We start from the raw sequence: 14086 nt of genomic DNA, 5'->3' as shown, positions 1-14086 counted from the left end.
AGGTTACCGAATGCGATAGCCGATGCTGCGCACCGTCTCGATAATGAGCTTACTGCCAGCCAACGCGCTCAGCTTCTGGCGGATATTGCTGATGTGCACGTCCACGCTGCGGTCATAGGCCTCGCGCGGGCGCCCCAGCCCCTTCTCGGACAGTTCGTCCTTCGACACCACGCGATCCGGCGCGCGCAGCAACAGCTCCAGCAGATTGAATTCCGAAGCGGTCAGATCAAACGCCTTGCCGCGCCATTCGCTGCTGCGGGTTGAAGGGTTCAGCGTCAGCTCGCCGAAGCTGATGGCGGCCTCGTCGTCCGCCTCTTGCGGCCGCTCTTCGAAACGGCGCAGCACCGCGCGCAGACGCGCCACCAGTTCGCGCGGGTAGCACGGCTTGGGCATGTAATCGTCGGCGCCCATCTCCAGGCCAATCACCCGATCGATGTTGTCGCCTTTGGCGGTCAGCATGATGATCGGCAACCGGCTCTTTTTACGCACGTCGCGCAGCACATCGATGCCGCTCATGTCCGGCAGCATGATATCGAGGATCATCGCGGTATAGTCGCCCGACAGCGCGCCCTCTACTCCCGCCTTGCCGGTCAGCACCAGCGTGGCGTCGAAGCCTTCGCCCGTCAGGTATTCGCTCAGCATGGTGCCAAGCTCCAGGTCATCGTCGACCAGTAAAATTTTCATGCCTTGCTCCTTCACCGATTTTCGTTATTTTCCCGCCAATTCCGCCGGCCCGCAGCCGGTTTTACTCAATCCTTACACATCGCCGTTCGCGTCTCGCCACCGTTAGTGTGGCTGCTGTCGCGCGATTTCTCTACTTCAGTCAGGGCATTGGCATGCAGGCAGGCGCCAGCCGCCATGCTGGCGGGGCGGATATGCCGTCGGTCAAAAGGGAAGTGAGAGGGGGTTTCCCGGCGGAACGCGCCGCCGGGACGGAGCGCTCAGTCGAACACGCCGGTGGAGAGGTAACGGTCACCGCGATCGCAGACGATCGCCACCACGACGCTGCCGGGATGGGCCGCCGCGACGCGCAGGGCACCGGCCACCGCGCCGCCGGAGCTGACGCCGCAGAAGATGCCTTCACGCTGCGCCAGCTGGCGCATGGTCTGCTCGGCATCGCGCTGCTCGATATCCAGCACCTGATCCACCAGCTCCGGGCGGAAAATGCCCGGCAGGTAAGCGGGCGCCCAACGGCGAATGCCGGGGATGCTGCTGCCTTCCGCCGGCTGCAGGCCGATGATCTGCACCTGCGGATTCTGGCTCTTCAGGTAACCGCCTACGCCGGTAATGGTGCCGGTGGTGCCCATGCTGGAAACAAAGTGGGTGATGCGCCCTTCGGTCTGGCGCCAGATCTCCGGGCCGGTGGTGGTGAAGTGGGCGTAGGGGTTGTCGAGGTTGTTGAACTGGTCCAGCACCTTGCCCTGCCCCTGGCGCTGCATCTCCAGCGCCAGATCGCGCGCCCCTTCCATTCCCTGTTCACGGCTGACCAGGATCAGCTCGGCGCCGTAGGCGCGCATCGCCGCCTGCCGCTCCAGGCTCATGTTCTCCGGCATCAGCAGCTTCAGCGTATAGCCTTTGAGCGCGGCGATCATCGCCAGCGCGATGCCGGTGTTGCCGCTGGTGGCCTCGATCAGCACGTCGCCGGGCTTGATCTCGCCGCGCAGCTCCGCCTGCTGGATCATCGCCAACGCAGCGCGATCCTTCACCGAGCCCGCCGGGTTATTGCCTTCCAGTTTGACCCATACCTCGCTGCCCGCCTGGGCGGCCAGCCGTTGCAGTTGTACCAGCGGGGTATTCCCGATGCATTGTTCGAGCGTTGTCACGATCTTTGCCTGTGTGTTGGTGTGCGTAAAGTAAAAAGGCAACCCGGGGGTTGCCTTGAATAAAAGGGCAGCTAAAACCTATCAGGCGCTTTTGGCTAACGCAACAGGTTGCAGCAGCTGATCGCCGGCATACAGCCGCGCATTGAGGCTGCCGACGTAATAACGGCCGCCGCGCACCGGGGTTGGGTTGCCTTCCGGCAACACCACGCCGATCGGCTCCTGATGCCAGCCGATTGGCTGCACCGTCAACTGCCAGAAGTGGCCACGCGGGCTGACTTCCAGCACCTGCACCGGCAGCGGGCAGCGCTCGCTGCTTTCGGTCGCCACTTCCATTTCCCACGGGCGCAGGAACAGATCGACGCTGCCCTGGTGCATCGGCTGGAACGACAGCGGCCACTGGTGCGCGCCGACGAACAGCTGGGAGCCGCGGATCTCGCCGTTCAGGCGGTTCACTTCCCCCATGAACTCCAGCACGAAGCGGCTGGCCGGTTCGCGCATGATCTCTTCCGGCGAGCCTACCTGTTCGATATTGCCCTGGCTCATCACCACGATGCGGTCGGCCACTTCCATCGCCTCTTCCTGATCGTGGGTGACGAACACGCTGGTGAACTTCAGCTCTTCGTGCAGCTGACGCAGCCAGCGGCGCAGCTCTTTGCGCACCTGCGCATCCAGCGCGCCGAACGGTTCGTCCAGCAGCAGAATTTGCGGTTCCACCGCCAGGGCTCGCGCCAACGCCACGCGCTGTTTCTGGCCGCCGGACAGCTGCGACGGATAGCGGTTGGCCAGGTGGGCCAGCTGCACCATTTCCAGCAGCTGGGTGACTTTCTGTTTGATCGCCGCGGCGTTCGGCCGCTCGCGGCGCGGCAGCACGGTCAGGCCGAAGGCGATGTTGTCGAACACCGTCATATGGCGGAACAGCGCATAGTGCTGAAATACGAAGCCCACGCGCCTGTCGCGCGCGTGCATGTGGCTGACGTCGGTGCCGTGGAAGCCCAGCTTGCCGCCGCTCTGGCTTTCCAGCCCGGCGATAATGCGCAGCAGCGTGGTCTTGCCGGAACCGGACGGCCCGAGCAGCGCCACCATCTCACCGGAAGCAATATCGAGCGAGATATCGTTCAATACCTTGGTGCGACCGAAGTACTTGTTGATGCCGTTAATCTCAATGCTCATGATTTTCCTCCCGCTCGAGGCGCGCATTTTGACGTTCCAGACGCCACTGCAGCGCGCTCTTCAAAAATAGGGTAACGATCGCCATCAGGGTCAACAGCGCGGCGGCGGTAAAGGAGCCGACGGTGTTGTAATCCTGCTGCAACAGCTCGACCTGCAGCGGCAGGCTGTAGGTTTCGCCGCGAATCGAACCGGACACCACCGACACCGCGCCGAACTCGCCGATGGCGCGCGCGTTGGTCAGCACCACGCCATACAGCAGCGCCCAGCGAATGTTAGGCAGCGTCACGCGGCGGAACATTTGCCAGCCGGACGCCCCCAGCAGAATGGCGGCCTCGTCTTCCTGGCTGCCCTGGCTGAGCATCATCGGCACCAGCTCGCGCACCACGAAGGGGCAGGTGACGAAAATGGTCACCAGCACCATGCCCGGCCAGGAGAACATGATCTGGATGTTATGCGCATCCAGCCAGCCGCCCAGCAGGCCGTTGCTGCCGTAAAACAGCAGGTAAATCAGCCCCGCCACCACCGGTGAAACGGCGAACGGGATATCGATCAGCGTCAGCAGCAGCTGGCGGCCGGGGAAAGTGAAGCGCGTCACCAGCCACGCCAGCAACGTGCCGAACACCAGGTTGAACGGCACGGTGATCAGCGCGATCAACACCGTCAGCCAAATGGCGTGCAGCATGTCCGGATCGAGCAAGTTGCTCCACATCGCGCCGAATCCTTTGGAAAAGGCCTCGGCGAAAATCGATATCATCGGCACCACCAGCAGCAGCACCGAGAACAGCGCGCCGATGGCGATCAGCGTCCACTTGCCCCAGTTGACGCGCGGGCGCTCGGCGCCGTTGAAGGCGGAAACATCAGCCATCAGTGCCCTCCTCCCAAGCGTCTGCCGAAGCGGCTTTGCAAGACGTTAATGCTGAACAGCAGCAGCAGCGACGCCGCCAGGATCACCGAGGCGATGGCGCTGGCCGCCGGATAATCGAACTCCTGTAAACGCACAAAAATCATCAGCGAGGTCACTTCCGTCTTCCAGGCGATATTGCCGGCGATGAAAATCACCGCGCCAAACTCGCCCAGGCTGCGGGTAAAGGAAATGGCGGTGCCGGCCAACAATGCCGGCGCCACCTCGGGCAGCACCACGCGGCGGAAGCTCTGCCAGCGCGTGGCGCCCAGCGTCTCGGCCGCCTCTTCGTATTCCGGCCCCAGCTCTTCCAGAACCGGCTGCACGGTGCGCACCACAAACGGCAGGCTGGTGAACGCCATCGCTACCGCGATCCCAAGCCAGGTAAAGGTGACCTTGATGTCGAAGTGCGCCAGCCACTGACCGTACCAGCCGGTGGTGGAAAACAGCCCCGCCAGCGTCAGGCCGGCCACCGCGGTCGGCAGCGCGAACGGCAGATCGATCAGGCCATCCAGCAGCGAACGGCCGGGAAAACGGTAGCGCGTCAGGATCCAGGCCATCAGCATGCCGAACACCGCGTTGAACAGGCTGGCGACGCCGGCCGCCAGCAGCGTCACTTTATACGCCGCCACCACCTGCGGGTTGGAAATCACTTCCCAGTATTGCGCCAGGCTCATCTGCGCCAGCTGCATCACCAGCGCGGTGAGCGGCAGCAGCAGGATCAAACAGGTATAAAACAGGCTGCTGCCGAGGCTGAGGCCAAATCCGGGCAGCACCCGCTTACTGGACGACAACGCCAACATTTACTTGCGCCCTGCCGCTAACAGCTGATCCAGCTCGCCGCCGGTGGCGAAGTGGGTTTTCATCACCTGCGGCCAGCCGCCGAATTGATCTTCCACGCGGAACAGTTGGGTGTCCGGGAATTGCCCCTTCGCCGCCGCCATCGCTTTCTGGTCATACACGCGATAGTAGAAACTGGTGATCACCTGCTGCGCCGCCGGGCTGTAGAGATAGTTCAGATAGGCTTTGGCCGCCTGTTCGGTGCCGTTGCGCTCGACGTTTTTGTCGATCCAGGCCACCGGGAACTCCGCCAGAATATCGACCGGCGGCACAATCACTTCGTACTTGTCTTCACCGTACTGCTTGCGGATGTTGTTCACTTCGGACTCGAAGCTGATCAGCACGTCGCCCAAGCCGCGCTCGACGAAGGTGGTGGTCGCGCCGCGGCCGCCGGTATCGAACACCAGCACGTTTTTCAGGAAGCGGGTCATGAAGGCGCGGGTCTTGGCCGCGTCGTTGCCGTCGGCCTGGCTGGCGGCGCCCCAGGCGGCCAGATAGGTGTAACGGCCGTTGCCGGAGGTTTTCGGGTTCGGGAACACCAGCTTCACGTCGTCGCGCACCAGATCGTTCCAGGTGTGGATGCCCTTCGGGTTGTCCTTGCGCACCAGAAACGCCATGGTGGAATAGAACGGCGAACTGTTGTTCGGCAGGCGCGCCTGCCAGTCCGCCGGGATCAGCTGCCCGCGATCGTGCAGGATTTGCACGTCGGTGACCTGGTTATACGTCACCACGTCGGCGCGCAAACCCTGCAGGATCGCCAGCGCCTGCTTCGACGAGCCGGCATGCGATTGTTTGATGGTCAGCTTGTCGTTCGGATGCTGTTGATTCCACTGCTGTTCAAAGCCGGGATTCAGCGCGACGAACAATTCACGGGAAACGTCATAAGAGCTGTTCAGCAATTCCGCCGCCGACGCGGCGCCGCTCGCCAACAGCGCAGCCGCCAGCCAACCTTTCAGCACGAGATTTTTAACCCGGTTTTGTTTCATTCTGCACCTTATCACTGAGTCATTCCTTCAGGCTTTCGCCTTATTGACGACCAGTGTATTTATAACTCGGTGCGGAGCTGTAACGCTTTTATATACCGTTTAGTGATTTACAAGCATCAAACGCTATAAGGCAGGGAATGCGAGGCGTTTTGGGGCGGGAAAACGGACCGAAGCCGGGCGTGCCGGCTTCGGCAACGGCGTCAAAGTGACAACAGGCGCGTCAGCGATGGCGCGAAGTAGTAGCTGCCGGTGACCGCGCGGCTGAAACGCAGCATGGCGTCGCGTTTGCCGTCCAGATCGCCGAACATGCTCAGCAGCTGCTGCTCGATATTGTGCAGGCGCGCGCAATACGCGATGAAGAACAGGCCGTGCTTGCCGCTGGCGGTGCCGTAAGGCAGGCTCTGGCGCAGAATTTTCAGGCCTTTGCCGTTCTCTTTCAGATCGACGCGGCTGACGTGCGAGGTATCTGGGCGCTGGTCGGCCGGCAGCTCTTCGCTGTCGTGCTTGGTGCGGCCGATAATCTGCTCCTGCTGTTCGGTGGTAAAGCGCTGCCACTGGCGCAGGTTGTGCTCGTAGCGCTGCACCAGCACGTAGCTGCCGCCTGCGTCCTCTTCGCCTTCGGCGATCGTCGCCACTGCCGGGCGCTGCTCGCCCTGCGGATTTTCGGTGCCGTCGATGAAGCCGCTCAAATCGCGCTCTTCCACCCAGCGGAAACCGTGGGTTTCTTCTTCAATCTTGATGGCGTTGCCAAACGCCGCCAACGCGGCCTGCGCCAGCGTGAAGTTGACGTCATGGCGCAGCGACTGGATGTGGATCAGCATATCGCGCTGGGTGGCCGGCGCCAGCCCTTTGCCGAGCGGCGTGAACGGCTTCAGCTCTTGCGCGCCCTGGCCGCTGGAGAGATCGTGCCAAACGTCGTAGCCGAAAGCGATCACCGCGCCGAGGCGTGCATCGGGGAACTGCTGCTGCAGCTCGCTCAGCGTCTGACAAAACTGCTTGCAGCCCTGGCGCAAGTCGGCGAATTCGCCCTGTACGCTGGCTTCCATAAAAATGGCGAAACGGCAGTGCTCCAGCAGAATGCCGCTCTGAACCTGTGTCATGTTGTTATCCTCAATACCAGAATCCGGCAACAGGTAAGGTATGGCGGTTGACGCGCGGGTTCCCTGTTACAAACGCGCGCTATCATACCGCAAGCACGGGCGATTGCCTTGCAGCAGCGCAAAGAAAATAGGGGTAATGGCTTGAAAAGACAGGCGCCGCGAACCGACGCCCGTTGAACGCGTTACTGCTGCGGCTTGGCGTGCCAGATGATTTTGCTGACCGTCCAGCTTTTCAGGGTGTCGTCCGGCGGGATGATATCCTGCGCCCCGGCCCACTTGCCGCTGAAGATGTAGGTGACGTACTTGCTCTGCTCCGCCACGCACTCCACTTTACCGGCGTCTTCGCCGCTGCCCGGTTTACAGGAACCGAACGCCTTGCTGTACATGTCGCCGAACGGCGTGCCGAGCTTGTTGCCCCACTCCGTCGCCACTTGCGGATCCAGCACGTCTACCCGCTGCAGGCGCCCTTTCGGTTCGCCGGTGATCACCAGCTTCACCTCGTCGCCGGACAGCGCCTGGTAATAAGAGACGATCTGGCCGTTGCTGGTCGCCATGCCGCCGCGCAGGCGGTAGTTGCCGTCCAGCCCGTCGTTGATGGCGCTTTCCGACATCGGCGTGCCGGCGTTGAGCTTGCCGACGCCCTTGGCGCCGACCTCCAGGCTGCTGCCGAACCAGTTGAACGGCGACAGGCTGGACCAGGAGAAATTGGACATGCTCGAACAGCCGGTCAGTAACAGCGGAAGCCCTAACAGCAGGGGGCGAATATTCATCTCTAGCTCCTTAAACATCAATGGCACGGGGCGGTAACCCGCCCCCGCCGCACTCGGCATTTTGCTGCGTGCCAGCCTCTCACAACGGCTCGCACTACGCCAACGGTTGCCAGCTTGGAGTGCGGAAAATGCGAAAAGTGCCGCACTTCTCGGCAATTAGTCGGCGTGCTCCGCCGGCGCAAAGCAGGCTTTCAGGCGCGCATTCAGCAACAGATAGCTTAGCGCCAGCGCATCGAGCAGCGCCAACGCCAGCTCCAGCCCCGGCGCATCGCCGTCCTGGTGCCACAGGCTGAACAGCGAGCCGCCGAGCGACGCCAGCAGGGAGACAGCCAGCCCCCAGCGCCAGCCGCGCCACAGCCGCGGCCATTGGTGGCGGCGGCCGCTCAGCAAAAACGCCAGCGCCGCCGGCAGGCCGAGCAGCATGCCGTACCAAAAACGTTGGGTATCCGGATAAAATAGCGCCAGCAAGCTTTCGCCCTGCTCGCGCGAAGCGCCGGCCATCACGAACAGCAGCCAGGTGCGCGCCTGCAAAATCAACACGGCCCAAAATCCCAGCGGCAGCCGCAGAGCGCCGTGCTGGTCGTAATCGTCCGGGGAAAACCGGGGTGAGAATGGCTTCAACGATCGTTCCTTGCCAACAGAATAAAGACTATGGCTACAGATGGGCGCCGGCGGCGAGAATTTCAATGCGTCGGCTTAAGAAGCTCTTAAGATCGGTGTGTTTTAATCGTTAGCACTTAACAAGCAGCCCGATATCAGCGGGATGTGATTTTCGATAACGATGATAAGGAAGCGCAACATGAAAAAACTGACTCTGGCCGCTCTGATCGCGCTGTGCAGCGCACCGGTACTGGCGCAGCAAGGCGGGTTCCTCGATCCGGCCGCGCCGCAGGCCCAAACGCAACCCGCGCCTCAGGGCGGTTTCTCCGGCCCCAGCGCGGCGCTGACCACCGTGGACAAGGTGAAATCGCTGAGCGACGACACCTGGGTGATGCTGCAGGGCAATATCGAGCAGCGCATCGGCGACGACACCTATACCTTCCGCGATGCCACCGGCACGCTGACGGTCGAAATCGATCGCAAGCGCTGGAACGGCCAAACCGTTACGCCGAAAGACAAGGTGCAGTTGGAAGGCAAAGTGGATAAAGACTGGAGCAGCGTCGAAGTGGACGTGAAAACCGTCAAAAAACTGCCGTAATGCACTGCGGCGGGCGGTGCAACGCCGCCGCCCGCCGCCCGCTCAATATTCCTGATCTTCGATCAGCCGCTTACCCAGGCTGGTGATGCCCTGGATCTCGTAGCCGAGTTTCTCGTACATCTCGACCACCGTGTCGTTGTCTTCGCGCACCATAATCTGGATTTTCGGGCAGCCACGGGCGATCAATTTCTTCTCCAGACGGTTGATCAACGCATTGGCGATGCCGCGCCCGCGATAGTCGGGATGCACCCCGAGGTAATACGCCGAGCCGCGGTGGCCGTCATAGCCGCCCATCACCGAACCGACCACTTCGCCGCCGACTTCCGCCACCAGGAACAGCTCCGGATCGTGGTTCAGCTTGCGCTCGATGTCCATTTCCGGATCGTTCCAGGGCCGCAGCAGATCGCAGCGCTCCCACAGGGTAATGACTTCTTCAAAGTCGTCTTGTCGAAATACGCGAATTTCCATCGATGTTGGCCGCTGTTAATTAAGGTGTTTATCTGATTATCGCGTGATTATTCACTTACGCAATATCAAACTGCGATTTACCGCGCTATTTGCCCAGAAATCGCCGGTAACAGGCGTAATAAATGGAAATAGTTATCGGGTCGATTAATGATTATCAATACGATATAACGTCGCAAAATAGAAACGTCGACGGAGCGTTGCGTAATGAAAAAGCAGGGTAAACCCTTCCTCAATTTTAAACCGCTTGCCGTTTCCCCGACGCGACGCCAACTTTTGCTTTCCGGCCTGGCAGTGGCGCTGCTCGGCGTGAAAAGCCAACGCGCCAGGGCGGAAGGCCTGCTGCGCAATCAGCACAGCAAGCCGGCGGCGAAACCGGCCGGTGCCAAGAAGCTGGTGATGATCGATCCCGGCCACGGCGGCATCGACTCCGGCGCGGTCGGCCACGAAGGCTCGCAGGAAAAACACATCGTGCTGGAAATTGCCAACCACGTGCGCCGTTTCCTGCATGAGCGCGATCACGTCGAGGCGCGCCTGACGCGTGAAGAAGACGAGTTCATTCCGCTGTTCCAGCGGGTGGAGATCGCCCACCAGCACCAGGCCGACCTGTTCATTTCGATTCACGCCGACGGCTTCACCAGCCCGTCGGCCTCCGGCGCTTCGGTGTTCGCCCTGTCCAACCGCGGCGCCAGCAGCGCCATGGCGCGCTACCTGTCCAACCGTGAAAACGCCGCCGACGACGTGGCGGGCGGTAAATACAAGGATCAGGACAACTACCTGCAGCAGGTGCTGTTCGATCTGGTGCAAACCGACACCATCAACAACAGCCTGACGCTCGGCCGCCACGTGCTCGGCCAAATTCGCCCAGTACACCATCTGCACAGCGACAGCACCGAACAGGCGGCGTTTGCGGTGTTGAAATCGCCGTCCATTCCCTCGGTGCTGGTGGAAACCTCGTTCATCACCAACCCGAACGAAGAGCGGCTGCTGGGCACCACCGCGTTTCGCGAGAAAATAGCCCGCGCCATCGCGGACGGCATCGTCAACTTCTTCGACTACTTCGACGCCCACCAGCGCAAACCCCGCTGATGCCGCGGGCGGCGAATAAGAGTATACTCAGCGCCTTGTTCAGCCAGACGCTATAAAGACCCCGCATGAGTTTACCTAACATCGCTGAAGTAAAATCCTTCCTGCTGGCGCTGCAGGATCACATCTGCGCGCAGCTCGCCCAGGCCGACGGCGGCGCCGTGTTCACCGAAGACCAATGGACGCGTGAAGAAGGCGGCGGTGGCCGCAGCCGCGTGCTGACCAACGGCGCGGTGTTCGAACAGGCGGGGGTCAACTTCTCGCACGTCTCCGGCGCCACCCTGCCGGCCTCGGCGACCGCGCACCGTCCGGAGCTGGCCGGGCGCAGCTTCCAGGCGATGGGCGTCTCATTGGTTATCCACCCGCTCAGCCCCTACGTGCCCACCAGCCACGCCAACGTGCGCTTCTTCATCGCCGAAAAGCCGGGCGAGGTGCCGGTGTGGTGGTTCGGCGGCGGCTTTGATCTGACGCCGTTCTACGGTTTCGCAGAGGATGCCGTGCATTGGCACCGCACCGCGGCCGAGCTGTGCGCGCCGTTCGGCGACGAGGTCTACCCCAAATACAAACAGTGGTGCGACGATTACTTCTTCATCAAGCACCGCAACGAAGCGCGCGGCATCGGCGGCCTGTTCTATGACGATCTGAACACCCCGGACTTCGACCACTGCTTCGCCTTCACCCGCGCGGTGGGCCAGGGCTTCCTCGACGCCTATCTGCCGATCGTGGAAAAACGTAAGGCCTTGACCTGGGGCGAGCGCGAGCGCCAGTTCCAGCTGTATCGCCGCGGCCGCTACGTGGAGTTCAACCTGGTGTGGGATCGCGGCACGCTGTTCGGGCTGCAAACCGGCGGGCGCACCGAGTCCATTCTGATGTCGATGCCGCCGCTGGTGCGTTGGGAATATAACTACCAGCCGGAAGACAACAGCCCGGAAGCGGCGCTGGCGCGCGATTTCCTGCCGGTGCGCGACTGGCTGCAGGAGCCGAAATGATGCAGATTTGGGTCGATGCAGACGCCTGTCCGAACGTGATCAAAGAGGTGCTGTTCCGCGCCGCCGATCGTACCGCCATCACCGTGACGCTGGTGGCGAACCAACCATTGCGCACGCCGCCGTCGAAGTACATCCGTTCGCTGCAGGTGGCGGCCGGCTTCGACGTGGCCGACAACGAGATCGTGCGCCGCTGCGAAGCGGGCGATCTGGTGATCACCGCCGACATTCCGCTGGCGGCGGAGGTGATAGAGAAAGGCGCGGTAGCGCTGAACCCGCGCGGCGAACGCTATACGCCGGACACCATCCGCGAGCGCCTCAACATGCGCGATTTTATGGATACCCTGCGCGCCAGCGGCATCCAGACCGGCGGCCCGAACGCCCTGAACCAGCGCGACCGCCAGCAGTTCGCCAACGAGCTGGACAAATGGCTGCTGCAGGCAAAGCGGGCGCAGTGATGAATGAACTGCGCCCTGCTCTGCTGCGGTTTAGAAGCGCAACTCCCCCCCGAAGATATAAGTCCGCCCACGGGCGGTGTTGGTCGGCGTGAAATCTTGTGACTGCGAAGGCAGCGAATTCATCTTGTTCAGCGCGTCCGAGTAGTCCTTGTCCATCAGGTTTTGCACGCTGAGCTTCAGCAGCAGATTGCGATTCACCTGATAGGTGCCGTACAGATCGATAATGGTCGGAATATGCGGCGCCGGCTCCTTCATCAACTGTTCGTTTTCATCGAGAGTGGAATCAGGCGACAGGCGCACCGATTTGCCGGTGTATTTCACCACCCCGCCCAGCGTCAATGTCTCGTCCAGCAGGCGCACCCCGCTGTCCAGCGTGAAGTAGAATTCCGGCAGTTCACTGACATCACCCGCGCCGAACACGTTGCTGGCCTGGTTGGTCGGCTGGGAGGTATGCTCCTTGCTTAACGACAGCTTGGTAAAGGCGAAACCGGCGTCGTACAGCGCTTCGAGCTCCACCCCGCGCATTTTGACCGGTTCTGGGGCGTTGCTGTACATGGTCATGCTGACGTTGACATCCGCGTTATCCCACTCCTCCTGCGTCGCCTGCGAACGGTTACACTTCTGGCGGTTTTTACACACCAGGTAGGTTTGGCTGGATATGTAGTTTTTGATCCTGGTTTCGAAATAGACCGCTTTCAGTTGGAAGCTGTCCTGCTTGAACAACAGATCGTGGGCATTGGCGTTGAAACCGCCCTGCCAGGTCTCCGCTTTTTCGCCTTTCAGGAACGGGTTCATCGACTGGCCGCCGCTGTTGGCGAAGAACACCTCCTGGATATTCGGCCCGCGCATCGACTTGCTGTAGCTGACGAACGGCTGCAGCCACGGCGTCACCTGCGCCGACAGCATGACCGACGGATTGAAACCCTGTTCATTGCGAGTGATATTGCTGGCGCCCTGCGGGAAGCACTCTACGCGTTCGTCACAGGCCGGCTTATAGCCGGAGAGGCGATAGGCGGTGTAGTTCAGATCGAAATTCCCCTGCCAGATGCCGTAATTGGCCTGCAACCCACTGTACAGGCTGGAGATATCTTGTTTGCCGGCAATGCCCACCGGCATGCTTTCCGCCTGATTGTCATCCGTCACCAAACCGGAGGCCTTTTTCTTATACTCGTTGCGCACCAGCTTGCCGCCGTAGCTGAAGGCGAAATCGACATCCTGCAGGCTGAAACGGCTGGTGTTGTTGATATCCAGCGCATCGGAGATGTTTTTCGCCGTGCTGTCGCTGAATCCCGCCATGTTGTCGGACATAAATTGCTGCTTGCCGCGGCTGGTACTGGCGGTCAGGTTGAAATCGATCAGTTCCGAGAACGGCGCGTAGTGATATTTAAGGTAAAAATCGTCGCTGTCGATGTGGCGGCGGGTGATTTTATTCTGGTAGCTGCGCGCCGACAGTTCGATGCTGTTAAAGGCATCCGGCTTGATGTCCACCTTGAACAGCTGGGATTTCGGGTTCTGGCGGTAGGTTTTATCGACGTTGAACACCTCGCTGTCGAAACCGGCGCCGTTTTTGTAGTTGGAGGTGATGGAGCTGCCGCTGATGGCCGCCATCGCCCCCAGGCTGCCGCCATCGGCAAAGGCGGCGGTTTTGGCACCCACGGCGATCATGCCGCTGCGGCCGATGCCGTTATTGCCCACCGAGAATTTGGTGCGCACGCCGAACGGGTTATCGGAAAATACTACGTCGTCCACGCCGATAGTGCGGAAGTTGGCGCTGCCCGCCAGGGCGTTCACCCCAGCGGAGCCGGTGGCATTGCCGCGCGCCACGTCGACGCCGACGATAAAGTTAGGATCGATCAGCGCCCCGAACTGGCTGGTGGGCAATCCCCCGTGCGCTGCGTCGCTCGGCGAGTTGCCGTAGTAGTTTTGGGTGATGCCGTCGACCATGGTGTTGACCCGGCCAAAGCCGCTCAGGCCGCGGATATTGACGCTGACCGATCCCTGGCCGGGATCGATCTGGGTATAGGTGCCCGGCATGCTGCGCAGAATGCTGTCCACCGACTCCAGATTCTTGTTTTCGTCGCGCGAGCTGAACGCACCTGGCCTCGCCAACGCGTCTTTTTCGCTGCTGTTGCCGCTGTCGGCGGCCGAGACGTTGAGCGGGCTGAACGCCACGCTGCCTTTATTATTTTCCGCCTGTTCCTGCGCGGCCGCAGCCGGCCCGTACAGCGCCAGTCCCGCGCCGATCAGGCTCGCTATCATTTTGATTTTCATATATCCCCAGAAATAGCCAATAAGGTTTGATG

At 61.4% G+C, this 14086-nt stretch carries 15 protein-coding genes; 4 read left to right on the top strand and 11 right to left on the bottom strand.

Annotated features, from left to right (window positions below; genetic code table 11):
• Nucleotides 1-3: 3 nt before the first annotated feature.
• The 9 genes from ACJ8HB_RS05055 to ACJ8HB_RS05015 all read right to left on the bottom strand — a co-directional run bounded on the left by ACJ8HB_RS05055 (nt 4) and on the right by ACJ8HB_RS05015 (nt 8211).
• Nucleotides 4-684, bottom strand: coding sequence for a response regulator transcription factor (locus tag ACJ8HB_RS05055; RefSeq protein ID WP_033635459.1), 681 nt, complete (start codon nt 682-684; stop codon nt 4-6).
• Between the two features lie 257 nt (nt 685-941).
• Complete coding sequence (cysM, locus tag ACJ8HB_RS05050; RefSeq protein WP_033638551.1) at nt 942-1823, bottom strand: cysteine synthase CysM; 882 nt, start codon at nt 1821-1823, stop codon at nt 942-944.
• A gap of 81 nt (nt 1824-1904) precedes the next feature.
• Nucleotides 1905-2993: a sulfate/thiosulfate ABC transporter ATP-binding protein CysA gene (gene cysA, locus ACJ8HB_RS05045; protein WP_033635460.1), complete on the bottom strand. Its 1089-nt coding sequence runs from the start codon at nt 2991-2993 to the stop codon at nt 1905-1907.
• Nucleotides 2983-3858, bottom strand: a complete 876-nt coding sequence (gene cysW / locus ACJ8HB_RS05040) for a sulfate/thiosulfate ABC transporter permease CysW (protein WP_033635461.1) — start codon at nt 3856-3858, stop codon at nt 2983-2985. Before cysW ends, cysA begins: the two co-directional genes overlap by 11 nt.
• Complete coding sequence (cysT, locus tag ACJ8HB_RS05035; RefSeq protein WP_019453852.1) at nt 3858-4697, bottom strand: sulfate/thiosulfate ABC transporter permease CysT; 840 nt, start codon at nt 4695-4697, stop codon at nt 3858-3860. The genes cysW and cysT overlap by 1 nt, the downstream gene beginning before the upstream one ends.
• Entirely contained in the window at nt 4698-5720 is a 1023-nt protein-coding gene (locus tag ACJ8HB_RS05030) for a sulfate ABC transporter substrate-binding protein (protein WP_033635463.1), read from the bottom strand.
• A gap of 200 nt (nt 5721-5920) precedes the next feature.
• Nucleotides 5921-6820 carry a Dyp-type peroxidase gene (locus tag ACJ8HB_RS05025; RefSeq protein WP_033649846.1) on the bottom strand — a complete coding sequence of 300 codons (900 nt, stop codon included), beginning with the start codon at nt 6818-6820 and terminating at the stop codon, nt 5921-5923.
• A gap of 182 nt (nt 6821-7002) precedes the next feature.
• Nucleotides 7003-7590: an RpoE-regulated lipoprotein gene (locus tag ACJ8HB_RS05020; protein WP_033635465.1), complete on the bottom strand. Its 588-nt coding sequence runs from the start codon at nt 7588-7590 to the stop codon at nt 7003-7005.
• Between the two features lie 156 nt (nt 7591-7746).
• Nucleotides 7747-8211: a DUF2919 domain-containing protein gene (locus ACJ8HB_RS05015; protein WP_033649848.1), complete on the bottom strand. Its 465-nt coding sequence runs from the start codon at nt 8209-8211 to the stop codon at nt 7747-7749.
• Between the two features lie 178 nt (nt 8212-8389).
• On the opposite strand from ACJ8HB_RS05015, the gene ACJ8HB_RS05010 reads away from it, so the two are divergent.
• The gene (locus tag ACJ8HB_RS05010) at nt 8390-8788 is read left to right on the top strand and encodes a YgiW/YdeI family stress tolerance OB fold protein (RefSeq protein WP_004936500.1); all 399 of its coding nucleotides are present in this window, start codon (nt 8390-8392) and stop codon (nt 8786-8788) included.
• A gap of 42 nt (nt 8789-8830) precedes the next feature.
• On the opposite strand, the gene ACJ8HB_RS05005 is transcribed toward ACJ8HB_RS05010, so the two are convergent.
• The gene (locus tag ACJ8HB_RS05005) at nt 8831-9256 is read right to left on the bottom strand and encodes a GNAT family acetyltransferase (protein ID WP_004936504.1); all 426 of its coding nucleotides are present in this window, start codon (nt 9254-9256) and stop codon (nt 8831-8833) included.
• 204 nt (nt 9257-9460) lie between these two features.
• Between ACJ8HB_RS05005 and amiA the strand changes: the two genes are divergently transcribed.
• The 3 genes from amiA (at nt 9461) to ACJ8HB_RS04990 (ending at nt 11783) form a co-directional block, all read left to right on the top strand.
• Nucleotides 9461-10342, top strand: coding sequence for an N-acetylmuramoyl-L-alanine amidase AmiA (gene amiA / locus ACJ8HB_RS05000; protein WP_033654993.1), 882 nt, complete (start codon nt 9461-9463; stop codon nt 10340-10342).
• A 65-nt stretch (nt 10343-10407) separates the two neighbouring features.
• Nucleotides 10408-11328, top strand: coding sequence for an oxygen-dependent coproporphyrinogen oxidase (hemF, locus tag ACJ8HB_RS04995; RefSeq protein ID WP_094859996.1), 921 nt, complete (start codon nt 10408-10410; stop codon nt 11326-11328).
• Entirely contained in the window at nt 11328-11783 is a 456-nt protein-coding gene (locus ACJ8HB_RS04990) for a YaiI/YqxD family protein (protein ID WP_004936514.1), read from the top strand. The genes hemF and ACJ8HB_RS04990 overlap by 1 nt, the downstream gene beginning before the upstream one ends.
• Before the next feature lie 30 nt (nt 11784-11813).
• Here ACJ8HB_RS04990 and ACJ8HB_RS04985 read toward each other — a convergent pair whose 3' ends face one another.
• The gene (locus tag ACJ8HB_RS04985) at nt 11814-14054 is read right to left on the bottom strand and encodes a TonB-dependent receptor domain-containing protein (protein ID WP_060424426.1); all 2241 of its coding nucleotides are present in this window, start codon (nt 14052-14054) and stop codon (nt 11814-11816) included.
• Nucleotides 14055-14086: the final 32 nt, after the last annotated feature.

It is taken from the genome of Serratia sp. CY27727 (assembly GCF_052169275.1).
Lineage (GTDB): Bacteria > Pseudomonadota > Gammaproteobacteria > Enterobacterales > Enterobacteriaceae > Serratia > Serratia sarumanii.
This window is presented reverse-complemented; position numbering and strand designations above follow the sequence as displayed.